The sequence below is a fragment of the Bacillus sp. MAG717A genome (assembly GCF_036884855.1).
GTDB classification, from domain to species: domain Bacteria; phylum Bacillota; class Bacilli; order Bacillales; family Bacillaceae; genus Bacillus; species Bacillus safensis.
Genome location: NZ_CP145733.1, coordinates 2901615 through 2924768, shown reverse-complemented (window position 1 = coordinate 2924768; position 23154 = coordinate 2901615). Strand labels below are relative to the sequence as shown.

The window sequence follows — 23154 nt, the reverse complement described above, 5'->3', positions numbered from 1 at the left end:
CACTCTCCTCGCTCCTTACCCACACCAGAACACTCATGTTTTGGCTACATCTTTACTTTTGCCTTCTTCGAGAGGATTTATAACCGACAGCTTTAGAAAATGATTGGATAAATTGATAAAAGAAAAAGACGATTTTATGGGTATATACGCCGGCTTTTACACAACATAAAAAAGGCAGCTGATGATTCAGCTACCCTGTTGTTTTGACATCATTTGCTTGGTGCAATAGTTCTTTTGCGTGTTGTTTTGTCAGCTCAGTCACTTCCACACCGGCAATCATCCGGCCAATTTCACTCACTTTTTCTTCATGACTTAATGGTTTGACACTCGTCAGTGTTCTGCCCGCTTTCGAGCGTTTCGAAATGAAGAGATGTGTGTCAGCCATTGCGGCTACTTGAGGCAGATGTGTAATACAGAGCACTTGTGATCCAGACGCAACTTTGTAAATTTTCTCAGCAATGGCTTGTGCGACTCTGCCGCTCACGCCTGTATCAACTTCATCGAAAATAATGGATGTGACGTCTTGTTTGGCTGAGAAAATACTCTTCACAGCGAGCATGACACGTGAGATTTCTCCACCTGAGGCCACTTTCGATAAAGATTTCATCGGTTCGCCTGTATTTGTAGAAATGACAAATTGTGCTTGGTCGATTCCATTTTTCCCGAGCTGGACCGGTTTTCCGTCTAATAGCGGACAATCGGTGCTGCCAAAAGGCGCATATCGAACAGAAAAAGCTGTGTCAAATGATGACTTCTCCATATACAAATCCTTGAGCTCCGTTTGAATTTGCTTCGCTAGCTTTTTGGCCCATTTTTTACGTAACTCCGAAACGTTAAGTGCTTCCAGCAGGGCATCACGGCTCATCGCATCCAGTTTATTTTTGAGCGTCTGCAGATGGCTGTCTCGATTTTGGATTTGATCTATTTCTTCTTCAATCTTCGCCGCATACTCCAAAATTTCCTCAACGGTTGTGCCGTATTTTCGTTTTAACTGCTTCATTTCATTCAGCCTGGATTCAATAAAATCAAGACGAGCCGGATCGAATTCTAATTGATCCAGCATGCTTCGCATTTGGAAGGTTGAATCCTCTAATAAGTAGTAGGAATTCGATACTTGTTCAGATAGCTTTTTCAAATCATCATTGATCTCAGACACTTGCTCAAGCTCGCTTGAGGACATGCCAACCCAATCTAGTCCTCCTTGCTCATTACGCAAAGCGTTATACGCGTTTTGGAGTGAGGAATAGATTTTCTCGTAGTTGCTGATTTGATGACGCTCTTCCTGAAGCCGCTCATCTTCTCCCGGCTCTAACTGCGCTGCCTCAATCTCCTCTAGCTGAAATTGCAGTAAATCTAAGCGGTGCACCATTTCCTGCTCATTCTCGGACAACTGTCTTAGCTTTTGAGCCGTCTTCATATATTGATCATATGCTTCTTGATACTGCAAGAGAGCCGGTGCAATTTCTTCTGCTCCAAATTGATCGAGCAAATGCAGATGATTTTCATCTTCCATAAGCAGCTGGTTATCGTGCTGACCATGTATATCAAGCAAAAGCCGCCCTACTTCACGTAAAAGTGAGATGGTGACAAGCTTTCCATTAATGCGGCAAATGCTTTTCCCGCTGTTGTTAATATCACGGCGGAGGATCATCATTTCATCTGATGCGTCAATTCCCTGCTCTTCGCATAGAGAAAATACAGGATGATCGGCTGGTACAAGAAAAAGCCCTTCCAGCTCTGCCTTTTTTTCACCATAGCGAACAAATTCAGAGGACCCTCTTCCTCCCACAAGAAGTGAGACAGCGTCAATCATGATGGATTTTCCGGCACCTGTTTCCCCTGTTAGGACTGTGAGTCCTTTTTCAAATGAAACCGTTAACTCTTCAATGATTGCAAAGTTTTTAATGGTTAGTTCTGCTAACACTCAGTTGACACCTCTTTAGTAAACCTGATTCTTTATAGAAGCTCTAAAATTTTGCTCGAAACTGTCTCTGTATCATCTGGGGTGCGGCAAATGATTAGAATGGTATCATCTCCGCAAATCGTTCCCATAATTTCTTCCCAATCTAAATTATCCATTAAAGCACCGATCGCCTGAGCATTACCCGGCATTGTTTTAAGAACAATTAAATGACTGGCAGCATCCATTTTTATAAATGCATCCATTAGGGATCGCTTCAGCTTTGACAGCGGGTTAAACCGCTGATCAGCAGGAAGACTGTATTTATATGTTCCATTGTTCGTCGGAACTTTCACTAAATGTAATTCTTTAATATCTCTAGAAACGGTCGCTTGTGTGATGTTATATCCATCGGCTTTCAAAATATCGACCAATTCATCTTGTGTTTCGATCTCTTGGCTTGCAATGATTTCTCTAATTTTAATATGCCTTTGACCTTTATTCATATTTGACCCCCCTAGGCGTTTTATTCTCAGTTTGTCTTTATGTTCTATGTTATATGATGCACACTTCAAAAAACAAGCATTACGTGAGATCCTGTCGATTCTCGTCTTTTGACCATGTAAAAAGGAATAATAGCGAGCTATTATTCCTTTTGTTTCAATGATTTCATGTGTCAGCCGGCTCAGAGCTGTTTTTCTTTTCTTTCAATACAGAATGGGCTTCCTTCACGACTTTCTCAAGTTCTGAAACCGGAAGCGCCATATTCTCCTCTTGATCAGGATGAAGCACTAAATGAAGCAGAAATTCAATATTTCCGTCTCCACCAGTGATAGGCGAAAATGAAACATCCTTTACATCATAGCCTTCTTTAGCAGCAAATTGATTCATCTCTTCTAGTACACCGAGGTGAACAGACGGCTCGCGCACGATGCCTTTTTTCCCAACAAGCTCTCTGCCCGCTTCAAATTGAGGCTTGACGAGTGCAATACAGTCCCCACCCGGAACAAGAATATGCTTTAAAGCTGGCAGAATGAGTTTAAGTGAAATAAAAGATACATCAATTGAAGCCACTTCTGGTAATCCTTCAGTAAAATCAGCTGGAACGGAATGGCGGAAATTGGTGCGCTCCATGACGATGACCCTGTCATCCTGCCTTAATTTCCACGCAAGCTGATTGTAGCCAACGTCTACAGCATATGATTTGACCGCTCCATTTTGAAGTGCACAATCAGTAAATCCACCTGTTGATGAGCCAATATCAATCAGCAATTTCCCTTCAACTGTCAGGTCAAATTCTTTGAGCGCTTTTTCGAGCTTTAACCCGCCGCGGCTTACGTATTTGAGAGGATTCCCCTTCACTGTGAGCGGAGTATCACGAGCAATTTTCTCTCCTGGTTTATCCAAACGGTTTTCATTTGAGTAAACGATTCCTGCCATGATGGCACGCTTTGCTTTCTCTCTTGTTTCCATTAGTCCTTGTTCGACTAATAAAACGTCAAGTCGTTCTTTCTTTGATGTCATGATCCAATTCCTTTTCTTGGTGCTGCGGGAAGCAGGTCACGTAAAGTCTCAGCAACCTGTGCTTTCGTCAGACCAATTTCTTCAAGCAGGGCATCAACACTTCCATGCTCAATAAATTGATCTGGGATACCCATACGTTCTACTTTGATATGTGATGCTTTTTTGTCGTGTAGATATTCTAATACGCTGCTGCCAAATCCGCCTTGGAGCACAGCTTCTTCAATTGTTAAAATCGGAATCCCTTCTGAAAGAATGTCATTTAGCATCGCTTCATCAAGCGGCTTAATAAATCGAGCATTGACGACACGAATTGATTTTCCTTCTTTTTGAAGTTCCTCAGCTGCTTGCAGCGCCATTTTAATCGTCGTACCAAATGTTAAGATGACGGCATCCTTCCCTGGACGAAGAACCTCCCAAGACCCAATCGGAATGGTTTTCAGCTGTTCATCCATTTTCACGCCCAGCCCATTTCCACGCGGGAAACGCATGGCAATAGGACCGTCATCATACTGAATGGCTGTATTGACCATGTGCTGACCTTCATTTTCATCCTTCGGCATCATGAGCACCATATTCGGCATATGACGCATAAAGGCAATATCAAACACACCTTGATGCGTTTCTCCATCTGCGCCGACAAGACCCGCACGGTCAATCCCGATAAAGACATTGAGGTTCTGACGGCAAATATCATGCAGCACTTGATCATAAGCTCTTTGCAGGAACGTTGAATAAATCGCTAAAAATGGCTTCATATCCTGCGTCGCAAGCCCAGCTGCCATTGTGGCTGCATGCTGCTCAGCAATCCCTACATCAAACATTCGCTCTGGAAATTCCTTTGCAAAGCCTTCAAGTTTTGAGCCAACAGGCATCGCAGGCGTGATGGCCACAATTCGCTCATCTTTCCGCGCCAGCTTTCTGACAGTTTCACTGACAAGACCACTCCATGACGGTGCAGCTGCTGCCGGTTTTACAAAATCACCCGTATCAATTTTGTATGGACCTGTGCCGTGCCATGTCCCAATTTTATCGGATTCTGCCGGCTGATAACCTTTTCCTTTTTTCGTGATGACATGCAGCAGGACAGGGCCTTTTGTTTTCTTTGCATATTCAAGGTTTTCAAAAAGATCGTCATAAGAATGTCCATCGACAGGACCTAAGTAAGTGAATCCCATTTCCTCAAAGAACATGCCAGACACAAGTAAATACTTGAGACTGTCTTTAATACGCTCTGCTGTAGCAGCAAGCTTTCCGCCTACAGCTGGGATCCGCTTGAATAAATATTCAAGCTCGTCCTTTACCCATTGGTATTTGCCTGCTGTGCGTAGTCTGCCAAGCATTGTGTGAATTGCACCGACGTTTGGTGCAATACTCATTTCATTATCGTTTAAGATAACGATCATATCTTTCTTTTCATCACCGATATGATTCAAGGCTTCCAGCGCCATACCTCCGGTTAATGCACCATCTCCGATAATCGGCAGGATATATTCATCTGTCCCTTTAATATCCCGCGCCGCTGCCATACCCATCGCGCCAGATAATGAGGTTGAGCTGTGGCCTGTTTCCCAAACATCATGCTCACTTTCATTTCGTTTAGGAAAACCGCAAAGTCCTTTATATTGACGAAGTGTATCAAACTCCGCCCCTCTTCCAGTTAACAGTTTGTGAACATAAGACTGATGTCCAACATCCCAAAGGAATTTGTCTTTCGGGCTGTCAAATACTTTATGAAGGGCAACCGTAAGTTCAACGACACCCAGATTCGGACCGATATGCCCGCCAGAGTTAGCCAAGGACTCAATTAAAAACATTCGAATGTCAGCACTAAGCTCCTCTAATTCTGCATTTGACATTCCTTTTAGAAACGTTGGATTTTTTATTGATAAAAGATCCAATCAGGATCAACTCGCTTTCAACAAAATTTCTATCTACATATATAATGCCTTATTCCTTTGAAAACCAAGCGGGAATAAGAGTTGTCTCATCATGATAAACTGTTTACAGTTTACCACAATTGCTCGAAGACCCTCAAATCTAGGCTGTTTTTAATGATCTCTTGAGGCGATTAGATCACATAACTCATGCAGCAATTGCTGCTCTAATTCAAGATTTGAGACAATTTCTTTTGCACGTGTGATGTGTTCATGCAGTTTTTCTTTTGCTCCTGAAAGCGTTAATAAAGAAGGATATGTCGACTTTTCATTCGCTGTATCAGAGCCGACCCGTTTTCCTATTTTTTCTTCGCTTCCTTCGAGGTCTAAAATGTCATCACGGATTTGAAAAGCAATGCCAATATGATAGCTGAATTCTCTTAGTTTTTCGATATCGTCATCTGATGCTCCTGCCATCATTGCACCTGCTGTGACGCTGAATGTGAGAAGCTTTCCTGTTTTCCGGGCGTGAATGGATTCTAGTTCTGCAAGCGGGACTTGTTTTTGCTCTGCTTCCATGTCATCAAATTGACCGCCAACCATTCCTAGTGCACCTGCTGACCTCACAAGCTCATCTACGATTCTGAGCTTTTGGTCAGCAGAGACGCTGCTAGATAACTCCGATGTAATCAGACGGAAGCTTTCTGTTAAAAGAGCATCGCCAGCAAGAACCGCTGTTGCTTCCCCGTATACTTTATGGTTGGTCGGCTTTCCTCTGCGAAGGTCATCATCGTCCATGCAAGGAAGGTCGTCGTGTATCAATGAATACGTATGAATCATCTCTACAGCACAGCCCACCGGTATGCCGTCTTCTTCGTTTTTTCCGTAGGCATGTAATAAAGCAAGAACGAGAACAGGACGAAGTCTTTTCCCTCCAGCTTTAAGAGAGTAAAGCATCGAAGATTTTAGATCTTCTGGAATCTTCAATTCCTGAACATATGTAAATAAATAATCTTCAATGGCCTGTTTTCGTGTTGTTAAAAAATCCTGCAAATTACTTGTCACCAGCATCTGCCTCCTTCACTGAGAAAGGAGCCAGCTCACCGTCCTCTTTTAAAATGAAATCCATCTGCTTTTCAACGTGCTGTAATTTTTCATGACAAAGCTTTGAAAGTGTCATTCCTTCTTGGAAATAATGAATGGCTTGCTCAAGTGGTACATCTCCTTCTTCGAGCTTCCCAACGATCTCCTCAAGACCTTTCATCGCTTCCTCAAATGTCATTTGTTCTTCTTTTTGTTTATTTGGTTCTGTCATGATGATTGCCCCTCCTTCTCAATAACCTCACAAATCAGACGTCCATCCTTCATAGTAATAGCCAGCTGATCCTTCGTATCAACTTGGTTCACACTTTTAATCAGTTCATCATCTTTATAGGCTAAACTGTAGCCTCTTTCCATCACTTGAAGTGGATTTAATGCATTTAGTTTACCAAGAACAGATTGGAACTGCGAATGAATTGTTTTCATTTGCACATTCATGCTGCGGATGAGCTGTTCTGTTTCATTGGCATGGCGTTTTTTCGCCTGAAGCAGCTGCTCTTTTGGATGAAGCGGCTTCAACCTGTATGTCTGGCGATCTAGTTGACTGCGTTTTTGTTCAATTTGTCTCGTCAGCTGTTTTTGAAAACGGTCAAATACCAAATCGAATTGCTGCTCTTTTTGCTCCTGCAATCGTTTTGGAAATCGGAAAGCATAAGAGGATTGCAGCGCCACAAGACGATCTTTCGCTTGTGAAGTTCGATTCTTCACGGCCCTTGTCAGCCGAATGTCGATGGATTTGATTCGTTCTATTAAATCGGCTGTGCTTGGAACAGCGAGCTCGGCTGCTCCTGTTGGTGTGGGTGCTCTCATGTCTGCAGTGAAATCACTGATCGTAAAGTCCGTTTCGTGCCCCACTGCAGAAATGATTGGAATGTCTGATGCGAAGATCGCTCTTGCAACAGCTTCTTCATTAAAGGCCCAAAGTTCTTCGATCGAACCGCCTCCTCTTCCGACAATCAAGACATCACAGAGCTGTTTTTCATTTGCTTCCTTGATCCGCTCTACGATTGAACGGATGGCATTTTCACCTTGGACAAGCGCCGGAAGCACAATGATTTTCGCCTGCTGATAGCGCCGGTTAATCGTTGTAATGACATCCCGGACAGCCGCTCCTGTTGGGGATGTAATGACACCAACAATCTCTGGATATTCAGGAATTGGTTTTTTATAGCGCACATCAAATAAGCCTTCACTTGCCAGCTTTTTCTTCAGTTCTTCATAAGCGAGATGAAGAGCACCAACACCATCAGGCTGCATTTCTTTTGCATATAATTGATAGTTGCCGCTTGGTTCATATACTTGAATCCCGCCGCGTACAAACACTTTCATTCCGCTTTTTGGTGTAAAAGGCAGCTTTGCTGCGGAACGCTGGAACATGACAGCTTGCATGCGTGCGTTTTCGTCTTTTAAGGTGAAGTACACATGACCTCTTGAATGAATCTTCACATTGGATAACTCACCTTTGATCCAAATATCTTCTAAATGCGGATCAACATCAAATTTTCTTTTTATGTATTTTGTAAGGGCTGTGACCGTCACAAAGGCTTTTTCACTCATGACGTATTCCTCCTCTTCAAAAACGCACATTCATCCACCGGCAACATGCAGGTGGATGAATGGATAAAGCTTATGCTAATGTACGTTTTGCTGATTTAACCGTATTGTGTGCAAGCATCGTGATCGTCATTGGACCGACTCCGCCAGGGACTGGTGTGATGTAAGAAGCTTTTTCTTTTGCTCCTTCAAAATCAACATCCCCGACAAGCTTCCCAGTATCCAAACGATTGACTCCTACATCGATGACAATTGCGCCTTCTTTGATTTGGTCAGCTTTAATAAAGTTTGCTCGACCGACGGCAACAACTAAAATGTCCGCTTTTAACGTGTGTTCTGAAATATTCGCCGTTCTTGAATGGCAGTAAGTAACCGTTGCGTTTTCATTTAACAGCAATTGTCCAACTGGTTTGCCGACAATATTGCTGCGCCCCACAACAACCACTTTTTTTCCAGAAAGATCGACACCCGTTTTGTTCAATAATTCAACAATGCCTGCTGGTGTACAAGGAAGGAATGTATCTTCCCCAAGCAGCATTTTCCCGATATTTAAAGGATGGAAACCATCTACATCTTTCTCAGGTGAAATACGTTCAATAACGGCTTTTTCAGAAATGTGTTTAGGCAGTGGAAGTTGAACAAGAATCCCGTGGAATTGATCGTTCGCATTGTACTGATCAATCAGCTGAAGCAATTCTTCTTCTGTTAAAGAAGCATCTAAATGATCAAGCTGGAAATGCATGCCCATTGCTTCTGCTGCTTTTTTCTTCCCGCGCACGTAAGAAAGTGAAGCCGGATCATCACCGATTAGAATAACGGCAAGACCAGGTGTGACTCCTTTTTGTTTTAGCTCTTCTACTTCTTTTGCTAATTGTTCACGCTTTTCTTTTGCTGTTTCTTTCCCATCGATGATTGTTGCTGTCATGTCGAATCCTCCTATTGCTGCTTTAGGTCGTTTTTAATGTTCGAAAGTACACCATTTACAAATTTCGGTGCTTTATCATCGCCGAATAATTTGGCGAGTTCAATCGCTTCATTCATTGAGACACTAACTGGGATGTCTTCTTGATACACCATCTCGTACACAGACAGCCTTAAAATGGCTCTGTCTACGTTTGCAATACGATCGAGTTTCCAATTCACTAGGTGCTGGGAGATCATGTCATCAAGCTTGTCCTTTTGTTCAAGCACACCGAAAACCAGTTCCTCGAAAAAAGGATCTGATTCTTGTTCATCCAGCGCATGTGTAATGGCCTCTTTCGGATCAATATTGCTCACATCAATTTGAAATAATGTTTGTAGCGCCTTTTCTCTTGCAGTTCTTCTTTTCATTATTTACTCCTTTAACCACTTTATCCGCTTGTCGTTAAGCCATACAGAGATCATAACATATTTTGACCGTGGTCGCACCAAGATCCATGCGAGCTGTGACGAAAAACGAATCCATCAACGCGTGACGTTATCAATATTCGGAAATCACCCAAAAATGGGCTTTAAAAAACCAAAGAGGCAATGCCTCCTTGGTTTCACTTGAACCCTTCTTTACATTTCTTGATCTACTTCAGCCTCAGGTGCTTTTGTATCAAATTGAATGCCAACAACATGAATGTTAATTTCATTAATCGTTAAGGCAGTCATGTTTAAAAGGGTTTGACGGATATTTTCTTGTACAGCAGTGGATACCTTTGGAATGGATAGGCCAAATTCAACCACACAATACACATCGATTGTGATGCCTTCATCAGAGACATCTACTTTTACACCTTTACGGTGATTTTTCTTACCAAAGCGTTCTGCTACATCAGCAGCGAAATTGCCTCGCATTTCGGCAATGCCTTCGACTTCTGAAGCGGCGATCCCAGCAATGACTTCAATCACTTCTGGTGCAATTTGCACTTTTCCCAATTGATCTTCATCAAGGTTCATTTCAAGCAAATTGTTTTCTGACACGATCATTCACCTCCGAAAGCTGTAATTATTTCATGATTTGGTATGTTTCTAAAAACTTCGTATTAAAATTACCGCTCACAAATGTTTCATGCTCGAGCAATCTAAGGTGGAATGGAATCGTTGTGTAGACTCCTTCAATGACGAATTCTTGAAGCGCACGTTTCATTTTCGCAATCGCTTCTTCTCTCGACTTACCATATGTGATCACTTTTGCAATCATGCTGTCATAATATGGCGGAATCACATAGCCCGGATAAGCGGCAGAATCAACACGTACTCCTAAACCGCCTGGCGGAAGATACATTTTAATTTCACCAGCTGAAGGCATGAAGTTTTTCTCTGGGTTCTCTGCATTGATACGGCATTCGATTGCCCAGCCTTCATATACGACATCCTTTTGTGTAAGAGAAAGCTTCTCACCTGATGCAACCTTGATCTGTTCTTTGATCAAGTCTACACCTGTGACCATTTCTGTCACAGGATGCTCTACTTGAATACGAGTATTCATTTCCATGAAGTAGAACTTCTCTTCATTATAATCATAAATGAATTCGACTGTTCCAGCACCTGTGTATTCAACAGCTTCTGCTGCTTTTACGGCTGCTTCCCCCATTTGTTCACGGATGTCTGCATTCAGTGCTGGTGATGGTGTTTCTTCAAGCAGCTTTTGCATTCTTCTTTGGATCGAGCAATCACGCTCTCCTAAGTGAATGGTATTGCCATGCTGATCTGCAAGCACTTGAATTTCCACATGTCTAAAGTCTTCAATGAACTTTTCTAAATAGACACCTGGGTTCCCAAAGTTTTGCGCCGCTTCCTGCTGCGTGATGGTGACTCCGTTAATAAGCTCTTCTTCTGTACGAGCCACACGGATTCCTTTACCGCCTCCGCCTGCAGTTGCTTTAATAATGACAGGATACCCAATACTAGCTGCTGTTGAAACAGCATCATCCAGATCTTTTACAATTCCTTGCGAACCAGGAACGATCGGGACGCCTGCACTCTTCATTGTTTCTCGCGCAACATCTTTCGTTCCCATTTTGGAAATCGCTGACGCGGTTGGTCCAACAAATATCACATTACATTCCTCGCAAAGCTCTGCAAAGTCTGCATTTTCTGCTAAAAAGCCGTATCCTGGATGGATCGCATCTGTTCCTGTTAATTTTGCTACGCTGACAATATTCGTGACATTTAAATAACTATCTTTAGAAGCAGTCGGTCCGATGCAATATGCTTCATCAGCCATTTGTACATGCAGCGCATCGCGATCCGCTTCAGAAAATACCGCAACAGTTTCAATTCCAAGCTCTTTACAAGCGCGGATAATTCTAACTGCGATTTCTCCTCTGTTTGCAATTAATAGCTTTTTAATCATGATCGTACTCCTTACTCTGCTTTCACTAGAAAGAGGGGTTGTCCGAATTCTACAAGCTGACCGTTTTCAGCTAATACTTCGACGATTTCACCTTTTACTTCTGCTTCGATTTCATTAAACAGTTTCATCGCTTCAACGATACATACAACTGAATTTTCCTTCACCTTAGAACCTGTTGTCACGTATGGATCTGCTTCTGGTGAAGAGGAAGCATAAAATGTGCCAACCATTGGGGATGTGATTTTATGCAGATTTTCAGACGCAGTTGCCTCTTGTGCAGGGGCTTCAGTCTGAGCTGGAGCTTGTGCTGTAGGAGCTTGTTGAGCTGGAGCTGCTTGGACAGGAGCCACTGGTGCTTGTGCCGCAACTTGCTGAACGACTTCTTTATTTTTCTTCAGTTTGATTTTCGCACCTTCGTTTTCGTACGTAAATTCGTCGATTGTAGAGTCGTCAATTAATTTAATCAGTTCATGAATTTCTTCAATTTTTAACATGGATTTGCACCCCTATGTATGGATTTATCTTTTAATTATAGGCTAGTACTAAAAGTACGTACTATACACATCTTACAGGAGGATTTCAATGAATTCAACTACTATTGTGGCGAAGCGTCTCGCGAAAGCACCTTGGAAGGGGCGTCAAGCCGCATCAAAAAACGCCCTTTTCGGCAAAGGGCGCCAATTCATTTTTTATTGATTAGTGGGCTCAAAAGTGACAGCTACGTTATCAAGACCTCTCATTTCTTTTGTGACCATATCAATAATATCGGCCGCTTGAGACTTTGATTTTTTATCAGAACGAACCGTGATGCTCACTTTATCTCCTTCAGCACTTACGAGCGCATCTTTATAGCCTTTTGTTTTGATCAAGGTCTCGAGCTGACGCTCAGTTCCTTCTGCCTCACTAAGTGCTGTCATTTGATCGTATGCTTCACTTTTTTCTTGTGCCGTCGCATCGTCACTAGAAACGATTTCGTTGTATTCTTCGCGCTGCTTGCTTCGTTTATCTTCAAGCTCTAGTCTGTATGTTGTAAATAGCTCATCGTCTGTTTGCTCTGACACAGCCTTTCCTTCTTCACCGCTTGTTTCGATATCCTCTTGTTTGCCGTTTGTTTCTTTGTCAGTGGATTTCTTATCAGCGCCTTTTTCCATTCCCTTGTCCGTCCCTTTTTCGGTTTCAACCTTTTTCTCTTCAGTCCCTTTTGATTTCGTATCTTCTACTGTCACTGCATTTTCACCCTGTGGAGACATGATATAGTACACACTTAATACGACAACTAAACTTAGCATCGTTAATAGCCAAACCGTTTGTTTTTTTAACATCATTCCGAATCCTCCTTGATTTTTTTAGGGGCAACAGCCACTCTATGGCTCGGTACATCAAGCACTCGTGTAACCGCTTCAATGATGGTTTTCTTTATTTGAACGTTGTCTACTCCTTGAGCAACAACGAGGACACCTCGAATTTCTGGTTTTTTCGTTTGCACAACGACTGGTGTTTCTTCATTGCCATTTTTGATGATGACGACTTCTTCTTCTTTTGTTTGATCGGTGACACTTCGTACGCCGCCTTCTTTATCTGTTTCCTCGGTCGTTGTACTTTTATTGGATTTGTTTTTTTCAAACACTTTTAAAGACGTTGCATCTACATTGACCACGATGGATACATCCTCAACGCCGATGATGGTCTCTAAAATTTCTTTCAGCTGGTTTTCGTATTCTTGCTCCACGTCCTCAATTGAATTCTTTGGTTTACCTGAGGATGCCGGTTTGAATACCTCCTGCTCTTCTGAGGATGTTTTTGCAGCAGGAACCGCAGCTTGTTGTTTGCTTGATGGCGGTGACAAGATCTGACTGACTAACATGAAAGATACGCCGATAATGAATACAAGCAGCAAGTAATGGTGCTTCGTTAATTTGGGTTTCCCTTCACCTTTTTCAGGCGGCTGGAAGAATGATTTCAGCTTTTGTTTCCAGTCCTTGTTATTCATGATCTGCTGCGTCACCTCCCTCAATGTTCAGCGCGATGTGCTCAGGACTCGTATTCCAAACATCAGCCAGTGTCTCTTTCACCCTTGTGATCTCTTTGCTAGAAGATTCAGCGCTTTCCTCCTTTTGCCTGGAGAGATCAATGTCCACCTTTGCCACCGTTTCTACAGCATCACCTGTGAGCCGGGAAAGAACTGCTTTGATGCGAAATTGATCCGCCTCCATATTCTGATCCAGATGCTCCTCATCAGCCAGCACTTCTATGTGTTTCATTTCATAGCTCTCCTTCTCCAGTGGCTCCTTTGCGCTTTTTTCTAGTTGGACAGCCATTTGCTTTAAAATATATGCACGCTGAGAGGCTTGTATTTCTTTTTTTTCTAAATTCATCTGATTTTTTATTTCTTCTGACTGCGCTTCTTCCTTCCCTTTCATCAATTCTGCAAAAATTTGGTCAGGATCTGCTCGAAATAAAGCAAAAATCGGATTGAGCATTACCACGATGAGCAGCAGACTGACGACCATTTTTGCATACTTTTGCATGCTCGAATTGGGAAGCAGAAGATCAATGACAATCGCAAATAAGATAAAGAGAATAATACTTGTGATCCATTCCGTGAGAAAGCTCAAAAGGTGTCCCCTCCTTACTTCATCATCATGGTCAGGTTACCCGCAGTAATGATGACGGTAATGCTTAAAAAGAACATGAGCGACACAACAGCAAGTGCGGCAAATATATACAGCACACTTTTTGAAATGACATCAAGACAGCTAATGATGGGTCCGCCCCCTAACGGCTGAAGGATCGCTGCAGCAAGCTTATATATAAGGGCTAACGAAAGTACTTTAATCGCCGGGAAGGCGGCAATTGAAATCAAAATGGCGACCCCAACTAGTCCAACTGTATTTTTAAGTAAAACAGAGGCGCTGATCACGGTATCCGTCGCATCTGTAAACATTCTGCCTAGGACAGGGATGAAGTTTCCGGTAATGAATTTGGCTGTACGAAGAGCGATTCCATCAGTAACCGCTGCAGATGCACCCTGAACGGAAATGACGCCGAGAAAAACGGTTAAAAAAACGGCAAGCCCGCCAATTGCCACATTTCTTAACAGCTGCGCAAGCTGAGTGACCTTGTATTGTTCGGTCAGGGTACTGATAATGCTTAATATTGCTGATAAAAAGATGAGCGGGAGAACAACATATTGAATGAAAACACCGCTCGTGTTCATTAAAAATAAAATAACGGGATGAAAGAATCCGGCTGAGACAAGTCCGCCTGATGAAGCAATAAGCGCTAGTAAAAGAGGAATAAGAGCAAGAATAAAACTGGTCATCGTTTGAATGGCTTCTGTGGCATAGGAAATCGCCACATGAAAGCTGTTGAGTGCAATAATAATCAGTACCATATAAACAAGAGCATATGCGACTTTGCTGACAGTGCTTTGTTCAAAGGCATTTTGCAAAAGCTGCAAAAGCGAACAAAAGATGGTGAGTAAAATGAGAGTACCTAGGAGCTTTCCGTTTGCAATGACCTCGTGAAATAGATAATGTACAAAGGCTTTCAGCCATGTTTGGGGAGACAGCTCTTTATCGCCGTCAATCATTTCCTTCACTGTGCCCTTTTGGCTTTCTGGCAAAAAGCCGCCATACTCGTCCAAAATGGTTTCCCAAAAGTCACTGATGGAATGAAGCTCAAGTGCATCAGCCTGTCCATTCGCCACTTCCTGTGCTGCTGGCTGTTCATTAGATAAAGGTTCTTTTTCTTCTGCCCCTGCATGCGGAGCAATCAGCCAAAAGAAAAGCATCAATCCCATTACAGCGGTCACCCGTTTCATTGTCATCACCTCTTTTCATTTACGTCATGGACGGGATCATTCCTAAGATCGTCTCAATGATGACTGTTAAAATCGGGACTGCCATGACCAAGATGAGAATCTTACCGCCTAGCTCTATTTTTGATGCAATGGCGCCTTGCCCAGCATCTTTCGTCAGCTGAGCACCAAATTCCGCAATATAGGCAATGCCGATGATCTTCAATATGGTTTCAACATACTTCATATTGACGCCGGCACTTGCTGCAATTTTTTCAATCATTGAGATAATGGCATAGATTTGATCAATTAAATAAAGGAAAATCACACATCCAGTAAAAACGACAAGCATAAAGGCGAAGGTTGGCTTTTGTTCTTTGACGATTAATGCTAAAAAAGTAGCGATTAAACCAAGTCCAACAATTTGTATGATTTCGATTTGTAAGCCCTCCCCTATCCTTGAAATAGAAATACGGCTTTAATCTTTTTAAACAAATCGTCTACAATGGTTGCCACCATAAACAAAATGTAGATAAACCCAAGCAGCGTCACCCACTGAGCGTACTCTTTCTTCCCCATTTGGTCTAAAATCGTATGGAGAAAGGCCACGACGATGCCTACTCCGGCAATTTGAAAAATGACGTTTACATCAACGCCCATGCTCTCGACTCCCTTCCTCTCACATCAATAAAAGAATCAGTAACAATCCGCTTAAAAACCCGAGGCTTCTGACCATTTTTTCATTTTTCGCTTGGGCGATTTCTGCTTCTTTCTCCTCTGATTCCAAATGGCCTAAAGCAAGCTTGATGTACTTTTGCTGAGAAGTGACATCATGCTGGCCAAGAGTTTCCCCAAAGTGCTTCAGCGCCTCATATTCGCCTTTTTTCAATACAGTCTTTTTCCAAACATCTTCAAGACTTTCGTTCCATGCATGACGTGCAGAAAAAGTCCCCACTTTCAGCTTTTCTGCAAATTGTTCAAACAGCTGATTCACAGGAGGACCTACCTGCGCTGCAATTTGCTCTGCAGCCCGCGCTAAAGGGGTTTGGCCATACATAATTTCAGCTTCAAGAGACTGGAGAGCAAACCGCAGCTGCCGAATTTGTTTAGGTCTGTCGCTATATCGTTTGGCAAACTCGAAACCTCCCCAAGTCGTGGCCGCGACAATGAAAATAGCGCCAATGAGCTTTAACATACGTCCACTCCCCGCCTCCATTTCATCTCTTGGCCGTCCCCGCCGTACATCCGCCCGATCGTACCTGGTCCATTGTTTCGATTTAATTCAACATATCGTTCAAACACACGAAGCTCCCATAACGGCTTAAATGAAGGACGTTTATATACATCTTCAAGTGAATAGCCATGAGCTGAGACGATGATGTTGACTCCGGCATGAATCGCTTCTAAAAGTGCCTCGACATCCTCACTTTTTCCGATTTCATCGACAATCATGACCTCTGGGCTCATTGACCGAATCATCATCATCAACCCTTCAGCCTTTGGACACGCATCGAGTACATCAATCCGGTGGCCAAAATGGTGCTGCGGCACCCCTCTTATACAACCGGCGATTTCAGAACGCTCATCAATAATGCCTGTTTTTCTAGGAGGGATTGTCTTTGTGCCAGTACTAGCAAGACGTGCTATATCTCGGAGCAATGTGGTTTTTCCCGTTTGCGGGGGACCGATGATCAGTGTATTGTGCCAGTGCTTTTCATATAAATAAGGAAGAAAGGGAAGCGCAATCCCGATTTTTTCTTTCGCAATGCGGATATTAAATGAAGAGATATCTCTTAGCCCTTTGACAAATCCGTTTTCAACGACCACCTTTCCTGCCAGTCCTACTCGGTGTCCGCCAGATATGGTGATATAGCCCTGTTTTAGCTCTTCCTCAAGTGTGTACATGCTGTAATTGCTCAGCCTGCCTAATAGCTGAGACGCATCTTCCCAGGTTGTGTGATAAGAAAGAAAACGTGGTTTTCCTCCTTGCATCAGTTCAATAGGACGATCCGTGCGAATGCGGATTTCTTCTATTTGCGCCCATTCCGCCTCATTCAGCAACCTGAGTTCTTGTCCAATCGAGTGCGGGAGAATATCCAACAAACTCCGCAACGAATTCCCCTCCTTTTTTTCTTCTCTAAAATGTATGATGTGAGCCGTTAATTATGCCAAGCCGTTTCACTTATAGATCCCAACAAGAATAAACACGACACCAATGAAAATGAACACGAGCTTTGCATAGGATAGCTGCCCTGCAATTTGATAGATTCCAATCGTCATCGTGATGATAAAAATGAGTGGCCCGATGATCGCCAATATACTATTGATGACCACCGCTTTCCGTACATCATTTGTGATTAAAATGAGGATGGCTGCCGTCAGTTCAATGGCGGCGGATAAGAACCTCATGCCTGCCATTGCAGCGACCGACGGGTGTATGCCTGGGAGAAATTGTTTCATATAGAACCTCCAGCTTTTTTTACACTATATGCTTGACCAGCTGGAAGTAGTCTTGTTTTTCAGGAAGGAAGAGAGATGAATGAGAGAATTGAGAGAAGACCAGTCTTGAGGAGTCATTTTTCAATAAAAAAAGACTGTAAACACGAGGTTTACAGTCTCAGCGTGTAGACAAACCCTCGCATTCGGTGTCAGGTCTGCGCGCTGGTGCTCACGAATAACAAATTCGCTCCGCGCCAGTGCTCACCCTTCCTAGACTGCAAAGGTTTTCTATCACGCTGAAAAGAAGACAAAGGCTGTAAACACGAGGTTTACAGCCTTTTTTCGTTCATTACGCTCTTGAAACGTATGAGCCGTCTGATGTATTAATTACTAGTTTATCTCCTTGGTTCACAAAGAAAGGAACGTTGACGATTAAACCAGTTTCAGTTTTTGCAGGTTTTGAACCGCCTGATGTTGTATCACCTTTAATACCAGGCTCTGTTTCTACTACTTCTAGTTCTACTGTGTTTGGAAGTTCTACTCCAAGTGTTTCAGCACCGTACATCACGATTTGAACAGACATATTTTCAAGCAAATATTTCAGCTCATCTTTAATTTGTGCTTCACTTAGTTCAAGCTGCTCATAAGAACTTGTATCCATGAAGACATGCTGATCACCATTAGCATACAAGTATTGCATTGTTTTTGTTTCGATTTGAGCTTTCGCTACTTTTTCACCTGCGCGGAATGTTTTTTCTTGAATGGCACCAGTACGCAGGTTACGCAGTTTCGAACGAACAAACGCTGCGCCTTTCCCTGGTTTTACGTGCTGGAAATCCACTACTCGCCAAATACCGCCGTCCACTTCAATTGTCAGGCCAGTACGAAAATCGTTTACTGAAATCATTTTGTCATCCTCCTACATTTCACCATCATAATATGATAAGTTCTTTCGGTGAGTGGGTCAATCGTTTATTGCCGTCAGCTGTCAGGACAATATCATCCTCAATTCTCACGCCGCCGACATCTGGCAAGTAAATCCCCGGCTCAACTGTGACGACCATTCCCTCTTCTAAGACGACCTCTGATCGTGAGGAAAGGCCTGGCGCTTCATGTACTTCCATACCTAGCCCGTGCCCGGTTGAATGCCCGAAGTATTGACCATAGCCGTACTTTTCAATGATGTCTCGTGTGATGCGATCAGCTTCTTTTCCTGTTAAGCCTGGCTTGATTCTATCCACACCAGCGTTTTCTGCTTCTAATACGATATGATAAATTTCCTTTAGCTTGTCGCTTGGTGTTCCGACAGCAATCGTTCTTGTCATATCAGAACAATAGCCTTTATAGTAAGCACCGAAATCGAGTGTCACTAAATCACCAGATTCAATTACCTTTTCACTCGCTCTTCCGTGCGGCAGGCTTGAACGAACACCAGAGGCAACAATCATATCGAATGAAGATCCTTCAGCACCTTCTTTTCTCATGAAAAATTCAAGCTCGTTCATGACAGCAATTTCCGTCAGGCCCGGCTTGATGTAAGTGAGAATATGATCAAAGGCTTGATCTGCAATCTTCGCAGCTTCCTCTAATATCTTAATCTCTTCACTAGACTTAATCAAGCGCAACTTTTCAACTGATTCAGAGACTGGAACAAGCTCTATATCACCTGCTTTGGCTACGTACTGCTGATATGTGGCAAATGTCATATGGTTTTGTTCAAACCCAAGGCTTTTTACTCCAAATTCCTTCGCCGTTTGGGCAGCCGTTTCCACAATGTTTCCTTTATGTTCAATGATGTCATAACCTTTGACTTGGTCCTTCGCTTGCTCTGTATAACGGAAGTCCGTGATAAAAGCTGCCCGGTCCTTTGAAACAACTGCAAGGCCGGCAGATCCGGTAAAGCTGGTCATGTACTGTAAATTAAAGCTGCTCGTAATGACAAGGCCATCGATCTCTAATTCACTTAAAAGTGTTCTTAGTTTTTCAAGTTTCATGATGCTGCTCCCCCTTCACTGACTAAATAACGAATCGCCAATTTATACCCTTCTAAGCCTAGTCCAACGATTTGCCCTTGGCATACTGGAGCAAGTACAGAATGATGGCGGAATTCCTCTCTCTTATGAACATTTGAGATATGTACTTCAATGACTGATAAAGAAATACTTGCAATGGCATCTCTCAGCGCATAGCTGTAGTGGGTAAATGCACCCGGGTTAAACACGACACCATCGTACTGATCTTCTGCTTCGTGGAGCGCATCAATCAAATCCCCTTCGTGATTTGATTGAAAGAACGTTAATTGGATGTTTGCTCGTTCTGCAAACTGGAACAAATCCGTCTCTAAATCTGTCAGCGTCTTACTTCCATAAACAGCAGGCTCTCTTTTGCCAAGCCTATTTAAATTGGGTCCATTCAGTACAAGAAAATGAGGCATATGACCACTCCTTCACCCTAATTCAATCTATATTGAGATCTGTTTCTTTTTCCTTAGAAACCTTTCGTTTCCAAAAATATTTTATCATATGAATAGGTGATTTACACTTTATTCTGTCTTTTTCCCGAGTGCCCTCGCAAGCTTTTGACTCGTCAATTCATTATATTCAAACGAAATGCTGTACCCGACAAACATGCCATATAAAATATATAGGCAAAATGTCGTAACAATGGTGCTTTGCTGCAAGTCTTGTACTTGCTTGACATCTGGGAAAATGGGATTAAATACGTAAAAAACAAGGAGCCATAAAAGCCCGCCATAAACCAGACCCATCCAAAAGCCTTTGATCCTTTTTAAAAGCCCATAATAAATAAAGGCGGCTCCAATCGATAAAATTCCTAACAGCACAATACTGATAAAAGTACCAAGTCCTCCCTTTTTCCATTCTCCAAGCACAAATGGCTGAAGCAGCATATTGGGACTCACCTCTGAAAAATGAAACACATGGGTCAGAAACCCAATAAAGCCCCAAAAAACACCGCCTACAAAGCCTGTAGCAGCTGCTCTTGCCACAAGTGATGTCGTTTGCACGGACTGATTTTTTTCTTCTTGGTTTTTCTTTTCATCACGTTTCATTTGTGAACACCTCCAGCAAGTAGTATGTCCAAAATGTCATGAAAAAAAAGGATTTCCATACGTGAGTGTAAAATTTTTAAAACAGGGTATACTGGCTAAAAAGAGGTAGATAGAATTCTAGTAGATAATCGACCTGTGCGCTAGTGATTTCCCCTCTTTTCCTGTACAATAAAGGTATAAGGAAATGCATGTAAATTACAGGAAACAGGCAGGTTGATGAAATATGTCCAATCAAACAAAACCTCCAGCTTATGGAGGGCAGGCAGTTGTCGAAGGTGTCATGTTTGGAGGTAAGAAGAACTATGTGACAGCGATTCGGCGAAAGGACCAGTCCATTGAGTTTTTGAAGCTTCCCCGGACCTCCAATAAACGAACCGCCTTTCTCAAGAAAATCCCCTTTGTCAGGGGTGTTGCTGCACTTGTTGAAGCAAGCGCAAACGGCAGTAAGCACTTAAACTTCTCCAGTGAGCGATATGACTTAGATCCTTCTGAAGATCATACTCTTGAAAAAGAACAAAAAAGCTCGAAATTATCCATGATTTTCGGCATTGCTGTGATCGGAGTTCTCTCTCTTCTCTTTAGTAAATTTGTCTTTACCCTGGTACCTGTCTTTTTAGCAGAGCTTGTGCGCCCCATCTTTTCAGGGAATTTCGCACAAATCGCAGTGGAAACATTCTTTAAATTGGTCCTTTTATTAGGCTATATTTACTTTATTTCTATGACCCCTTTAATTAAAAGAGTATTTCAATATCATGGGGCAGAACATAAAGTCATAAACTGCTATGAACAGAACCTTGACATCACAGTGGAAAATGTCCAAAAGCAATCCCGTCTGCATTATCGATGCGGCAGCAGCTTTATTTTATTCACTGTCATTGTTGGAATGTTCGTCTATTTACTCGTACCGACAGATCCTTTATGGGTGAGAGTTCTGAACCGCTTGGCGCTCATTCCGGTTGTTCTGGGCATTTCATTTGAAGTGCTTCAGCTCACGAACAAACTCCGAGAAGTGCCTGTGCTTAAAGTGCTTGGCTATCCTGGCCTTTGGCTGCAATTGCTTACAACAAAAGAACCTTCTGACGATCAAGTCGAGGTAGCCATTGCAAGTTTTAATGAACTTCTTCGTTTAGAGGAAGCATCTCTAAAACAAGCGTCAGATTCTGCTCATCAAGTGATCTAACTTATAAATCCGGTAAATTCCTTCGGAGGTGGACAGTTATGAATCGCCGAGTACATCCTGCTTTTACCATTATTTTCGCTTTAGGTGTTTTGGGATTTGTGTACTTACTCACAACGAACCCAGGCAGACTTTTTACAATGCTGCTGTCTGTTGTGATCATTGGAGCGGCCCTATTTTTCCTATTTAGATGGCTGATGAATCGAAGAACTGGAACAGAAGGCAATCTTTATCGCAAAGCAGTCAAACAATCAAAACGTCGCTACCAGCAGCCTAAACCAAAAACGAAAAGCCAGATGAAAAATCGGGTCACTCATTTGCGAAGCGTGCCGACTGACCACAAGTCTAAGCCCGTCCTTCTCAAAAAGAAAAGCCAAACACATTTGACTGTCATTGAAGGCAAGAAAAACAAAAAGAAGAATCGCGCCTTATTTTAAAATGTCCAGCTTTTTAAAAATTGCTCGGCCTTCTGTCTGCCTAGATCGACGAGCGCCTTTTTCTTTTCTGTCATGAGTTGAAAATCAGTGGCAATGACGTGTTCTACAGGAATAAAAATAATATGACGTTCGTGTTTTGTGGCAATATGTCTTTCGTCATGAGCACCACGCATCGTTTCAAAAAGAGCGCCAAACAGTTCAAACGCATTGCGGATGGAGTGTTGAGGGCGTTCTTTTTCGTTTGGGGTTAATGTGACACCGACGAAAGGTCTTTTTTTCTCTTCAGCAAACAGCCAAATTGGAAAATTGCTAAGCACTCCTCCATCTACAATGGTACAAATGCCTTTTGAAGACTTCAGTTTGACAGGTTCGAAAAAATAAGGCAGGCTGCAGCTCATTCGAATGGCCCTCGCCACGGAAAACCGCTCTGGATTTAAGCCATATGAAGGAAGGTCGTCTGGCAGTACGAGGATTTTTCCATTCGTTAAATCGGACGCAACAATTTTCAGCGAATCTTTTTTGAGGTCTCCAAACACGGTGACCCCTTTTCGTTTTAGCACATCAGTCAGCCATTTTTCCAGCCGGTCTCCTTTATAAAGACCAAGACGCCAGTAAATGGATACCCACCTAAGCATTTTGAACGGGATGAATTGACATCTTCTATCAAGTAATTGATGCTCATCCATTTCATCTAAAAGCTCCCGAATTTCCTGGCTTGTAAAACCTGCTGCGATGAGTGAAGCAATGATTGCTCCAGCACTTGTACCAGCAAGACGGACAAATTGAAATCCTCTCGCTTCAAGCGCTTCATAGGCACCAGCAAGCGCTGCCCCCTTAATGCCTCCACCTGAGAACACACCATCTATCTTCATCAAGGAGCCCCCTTTGATTTCACGCTAATAATAGTGTAGGAGTATTTGCTTTCAATTAGAACTTTAATCAAAAAGGACACCC

General features: G+C 42.7%; 28 protein-coding genes. 2 read left to right on the top strand and 26 right to left on the bottom strand.

The window, feature by feature from the left end; translation table 11 throughout:
• Window positions 1-190: 190 nt before the first annotated feature.
• From recN to V6Z54_RS15015, 25 genes are all read right to left on the bottom strand, one after another.
• Window positions 191-1924, bottom strand: a complete 1734-nt coding sequence (gene recN / locus V6Z54_RS15135) for a DNA repair protein RecN (RefSeq protein ID WP_269103293.1) — start codon at window positions 1922-1924, stop codon at window positions 191-193.
• A gap of 32 nt (window positions 1925-1956) precedes the next feature.
• Window positions 1957-2406 (bottom strand): transcriptional regulator ArgR, encoded by a 450-nt coding sequence (argR, locus tag V6Z54_RS15130; RefSeq protein ID WP_024422938.1) that lies wholly within the window; start codon window positions 2404-2406, stop codon window positions 1957-1959.
• Between the two features lie 163 nt (window positions 2407-2569).
• Window positions 2570-3424 carry a TlyA family RNA methyltransferase gene (locus tag V6Z54_RS15125; RefSeq protein ID WP_338527464.1) on the bottom strand — a complete coding sequence of 285 codons (855 nt, stop codon included), beginning with the start codon at window positions 3422-3424 and terminating at the stop codon, window positions 2570-2572.
• The gene (dxs, locus tag V6Z54_RS15120; protein ID WP_073979628.1) at window positions 3421-5322 is read right to left on the bottom strand and encodes a 1-deoxy-D-xylulose-5-phosphate synthase; all 1902 of its coding nucleotides are present in this window, start codon (window positions 5320-5322) and stop codon (window positions 3421-3423) included. The genes V6Z54_RS15125 and dxs overlap by 4 nt, the downstream gene beginning before the upstream one ends.
• Window positions 5323-5472: 150 nt before the next feature.
• A complete protein-coding gene (locus V6Z54_RS15115; RefSeq protein WP_075611623.1) occupies window positions 5473-6363 on the bottom strand; it encodes a polyprenyl synthetase family protein in 891 nt (296 codons plus the stop codon).
• Window positions 6353-6613 (bottom strand): exodeoxyribonuclease VII small subunit, encoded by a 261-nt coding sequence (locus V6Z54_RS15110; protein ID WP_041086137.1) that lies wholly within the window; start codon window positions 6611-6613, stop codon window positions 6353-6355. Before V6Z54_RS15110 ends, V6Z54_RS15115 begins: the two co-directional genes overlap by 11 nt.
• A complete protein-coding gene (gene xseA, locus V6Z54_RS15105) occupies window positions 6610-7956 on the bottom strand; it encodes an exodeoxyribonuclease VII large subunit (protein ID WP_075611624.1) in 1347 nt (448 codons plus the stop codon). Before xseA ends, V6Z54_RS15110 begins: the two co-directional genes overlap by 4 nt.
• A gap of 70 nt (window positions 7957-8026) precedes the next feature.
• A complete protein-coding gene (folD, locus tag V6Z54_RS15100) occupies window positions 8027-8878 on the bottom strand; it encodes a bifunctional methylenetetrahydrofolate dehydrogenase/methenyltetrahydrofolate cyclohydrolase FolD (RefSeq protein WP_338527463.1) in 852 nt (283 codons plus the stop codon).
• Between the two features lie 11 nt (window positions 8879-8889).
• The gene (nusB, locus tag V6Z54_RS15095) at window positions 8890-9285 is read right to left on the bottom strand and encodes a transcription antitermination factor NusB (protein WP_012010530.1); all 396 of its coding nucleotides are present in this window, start codon (window positions 9283-9285) and stop codon (window positions 8890-8892) included.
• Between the two features lie 210 nt (window positions 9286-9495).
• The gene (locus V6Z54_RS15090) at window positions 9496-9903 is read right to left on the bottom strand and encodes an Asp23/Gls24 family envelope stress response protein (RefSeq protein ID WP_034280262.1); all 408 of its coding nucleotides are present in this window, start codon (window positions 9901-9903) and stop codon (window positions 9496-9498) included.
• Between the two features lie 25 nt (window positions 9904-9928).
• Window positions 9929-11278, bottom strand: a complete 1350-nt coding sequence (gene accC / locus V6Z54_RS15085; RefSeq protein ID WP_075611626.1) for an acetyl-CoA carboxylase biotin carboxylase subunit — start codon at window positions 11276-11278, stop codon at window positions 9929-9931.
• A gap of 11 nt (window positions 11279-11289) precedes the next feature.
• Window positions 11290-11772: an acetyl-CoA carboxylase biotin carboxyl carrier protein gene (accB, locus tag V6Z54_RS15080; RefSeq protein WP_039179875.1), complete on the bottom strand. Its 483-nt coding sequence runs from the start codon at window positions 11770-11772 to the stop codon at window positions 11290-11292.
• 195 nt (window positions 11773-11967) lie between these two features.
• A complete protein-coding gene (locus tag V6Z54_RS15075; protein ID WP_024428006.1) occupies window positions 11968-12600 on the bottom strand; it encodes a SpoIIIAH-like family protein in 633 nt (210 codons plus the stop codon).
• The gene (gene spoIIIAG, locus V6Z54_RS15070; RefSeq protein WP_338527462.1) at window positions 12600-13268 is read right to left on the bottom strand and encodes a stage III sporulation protein AG; all 669 of its coding nucleotides are present in this window, start codon (window positions 13266-13268) and stop codon (window positions 12600-12602) included. The genes V6Z54_RS15075 and spoIIIAG overlap by 1 nt, the downstream gene beginning before the upstream one ends.
• Entirely contained in the window at window positions 13261-13893 is a 633-nt protein-coding gene (gene spoIIIAF, locus V6Z54_RS15065; protein WP_338527461.1) for a stage III sporulation protein AF, read from the bottom strand. The genes spoIIIAG and spoIIIAF overlap by 8 nt, the downstream gene beginning before the upstream one ends.
• Before the next feature lie 14 nt (window positions 13894-13907).
• Window positions 13908-15101, bottom strand: coding sequence for a stage III sporulation protein AE (spoIIIAE, locus tag V6Z54_RS15060; protein WP_073979624.1), 1194 nt, complete (start codon window positions 15099-15101; stop codon window positions 13908-13910).
• Between the two features lie 19 nt (window positions 15102-15120).
• Window positions 15121-15534: a stage III sporulation protein AD gene (gene spoIIIAD / locus V6Z54_RS15055; protein WP_087978339.1), complete on the bottom strand. Its 414-nt coding sequence runs from the start codon at window positions 15532-15534 to the stop codon at window positions 15121-15123.
• Window positions 15531-15737, bottom strand: a complete 207-nt coding sequence (spoIIIAC, locus tag V6Z54_RS15050) for a stage III sporulation protein AC (protein ID WP_003153142.1) — start codon at window positions 15735-15737, stop codon at window positions 15531-15533. Before spoIIIAC ends, spoIIIAD begins: the two co-directional genes overlap by 4 nt.
• A 19-nt stretch (window positions 15738-15756) precedes the next feature.
• The gene (gene spoIIIAB, locus V6Z54_RS15045) at window positions 15757-16272 is read right to left on the bottom strand and encodes a stage III sporulation protein SpoIIIAB (protein WP_024428003.1); all 516 of its coding nucleotides are present in this window, start codon (window positions 16270-16272) and stop codon (window positions 15757-15759) included.
• Window positions 16266-17189, bottom strand: a complete 924-nt coding sequence (spoIIIAA, locus tag V6Z54_RS15040) for a stage III sporulation protein AA (RefSeq protein ID WP_338527460.1) — start codon at window positions 17187-17189, stop codon at window positions 16266-16268. Before spoIIIAA ends, spoIIIAB begins: the two co-directional genes overlap by 7 nt.
• Window positions 17190-17255: 66 nt before the next feature.
• Window positions 17256-17537, bottom strand: a complete 282-nt coding sequence (locus V6Z54_RS15035; RefSeq protein WP_039179893.1) for a YqhV family protein — start codon at window positions 17535-17537, stop codon at window positions 17256-17258.
• Window positions 17538-17865: 328 nt separating this feature from the next.
• Window positions 17866-18423, bottom strand: a complete 558-nt coding sequence (efp, locus tag V6Z54_RS15030; protein WP_024422954.1) for an elongation factor P — start codon at window positions 18421-18423, stop codon at window positions 17866-17868.
• 25 nt (window positions 18424-18448) lie between these two features.
• Complete coding sequence (locus tag V6Z54_RS15025) at window positions 18449-19513, bottom strand: Xaa-Pro peptidase family protein (protein WP_175297149.1); 1065 nt, start codon at window positions 19511-19513, stop codon at window positions 18449-18451.
• Entirely contained in the window at window positions 19507-19950 is a 444-nt protein-coding gene (gene aroQ, locus V6Z54_RS15020; RefSeq protein WP_041086149.1) for a type II 3-dehydroquinate dehydratase, read from the bottom strand. Before aroQ ends, V6Z54_RS15025 begins: the two co-directional genes overlap by 7 nt.
• Window positions 19951-20058: 108 nt before the next feature.
• Window positions 20059-20586, bottom strand: coding sequence for a YqhR family membrane protein (locus V6Z54_RS15015; RefSeq protein ID WP_041086150.1), 528 nt, complete (start codon window positions 20584-20586; stop codon window positions 20059-20061).
• 223 nt (window positions 20587-20809) lie between these two features.
• Between V6Z54_RS15015 and V6Z54_RS15010 the strand changes: the two genes are divergently transcribed.
• Together V6Z54_RS15010 and V6Z54_RS15005 are read left to right on the top strand one after the other, a co-directional pair.
• The gene (locus tag V6Z54_RS15010) at window positions 20810-21766 is read left to right on the top strand and encodes a DUF1385 domain-containing protein (RefSeq protein WP_041086151.1); all 957 of its coding nucleotides are present in this window, start codon (window positions 20810-20812) and stop codon (window positions 21764-21766) included.
• Window positions 21767-21804: 38 nt separating this feature from the next.
• Window positions 21805-22200, top strand: coding sequence for an SA1362 family protein (locus V6Z54_RS15005; protein WP_039179905.1), 396 nt, complete (start codon window positions 21805-21807; stop codon window positions 22198-22200).
• On the opposite strand, the gene V6Z54_RS15000 is transcribed toward V6Z54_RS15005, so the two are convergent.
• The gene (locus V6Z54_RS15000) at window positions 22197-23072 is read right to left on the bottom strand and encodes a patatin-like phospholipase family protein (RefSeq protein WP_047202281.1); all 876 of its coding nucleotides are present in this window, start codon (window positions 23070-23072) and stop codon (window positions 22197-22199) included. The genes V6Z54_RS15005 and V6Z54_RS15000 overlap by 4 nt on opposite strands.
• Between the last annotated feature and the right edge of the window lie 82 nt (window positions 23073-23154).

Coding starts and splice junctions, on each gene's coding strand:
- nusB (WP_012010530.1), bottom strand. CDS start 9,285: ATGAAAAGAAGAACTGCAAGAGAAAAGGCGCTACAAACATTATTTCAA.
- aroQ (WP_041086149.1), bottom strand. CDS start 19,950: ATGCCTCATTTTCTTGTACTGAATGGACCCAATTTAAATAGGCTTGGC.
- folD (WP_338527463.1), bottom strand. CDS start 8,878: ATGACAGCAACAATCATCGATGGGAAAGAAACAGCAAAAGAAAAGCGT.
- V6Z54_RS15125 (WP_338527464.1), bottom strand. CDS start 3,424: ATGACATCAAAGAAAGAACGACTTGACGTTTTATTAGTCGAACAAGGA.
- V6Z54_RS15075 (WP_024428006.1), bottom strand. CDS start 12,600: ATGTTAAAAAAACAAACGGTTTGGCTATTAACGATGCTAAGTTTAGTT.
- spoIIIAG (WP_338527462.1), bottom strand. CDS start 13,268: ATGAATAACAAGGACTGGAAACAAAAGCTGAAATCATTCTTCCAGCCG.
- spoIIIAE (WP_073979624.1), bottom strand. CDS start 15,101: ATGAAACGGGTGACCGCTGTAATGGGATTGATGCTTTTCTTTTGGCTG.
- argR (WP_024422938.1), bottom strand. CDS start 2,406: ATGAATAAAGGTCAAAGGCATATTAAAATTAGAGAAATCATTGCAAGC.
- spoIIIAB (WP_024428003.1), bottom strand. CDS start 16,272: ATGTTAAAGCTCATTGGCGCTATTTTCATTGTCGCGGCCACGACTTGG.
- V6Z54_RS15110 (WP_041086137.1), bottom strand. CDS start 6,613: ATGACAGAACCAAATAAACAAAAAGAAGAACAAATGACATTTGAGGAA.
- V6Z54_RS15005 (WP_039179905.1), top strand. CDS start 21,805: ATGAATCGCCGAGTACATCCTGCTTTTACCATTATTTTCGCTTTAGGT.
- accB (WP_039179875.1), bottom strand. CDS start 11,772: ATGTTAAAAATTGAAGAAATTCATGAACTGATTAAATTAATTGACGAC.
- V6Z54_RS15035 (WP_039179893.1), bottom strand. CDS start 17,537: ATGAAACAATTTCTCCCAGGCATACACCCGTCGGTCGCTGCAATGGCA.
- V6Z54_RS15010 (WP_041086151.1), top strand. CDS start 20,810: ATGTCCAATCAAACAAAACCTCCAGCTTATGGAGGGCAGGCAGTTGTC.
- accC (WP_075611626.1), bottom strand. CDS start 11,278: ATGATTAAAAAGCTATTAATTGCAAACAGAGGAGAAATCGCAGTTAGA.
- xseA (WP_075611624.1), bottom strand. CDS start 7,956: ATGAGTGAAAAAGCCTTTGTGACGGTCACAGCCCTTACAAAATACATA.
- efp (WP_024422954.1), bottom strand. CDS start 18,423: ATGATTTCAGTAAACGATTTTCGTACTGGCCTGACAATTGAAGTGGAC.
- V6Z54_RS15015 (WP_041086150.1), bottom strand. CDS start 20,586: ATGAAACGTGATGAAAAGAAAAACCAAGAAGAAAAAAATCAGTCCGTG.
- V6Z54_RS15000 (WP_047202281.1), bottom strand. CDS start 23,072: ATGAAGATAGATGGTGTGTTCTCAGGTGGAGGCATTAAGGGGGCAGCG.
- spoIIIAC (WP_003153142.1), bottom strand. CDS start 15,737: ATGGGCGTTGATGTAAACGTCATTTTTCAAATTGCCGGAGTAGGCATC.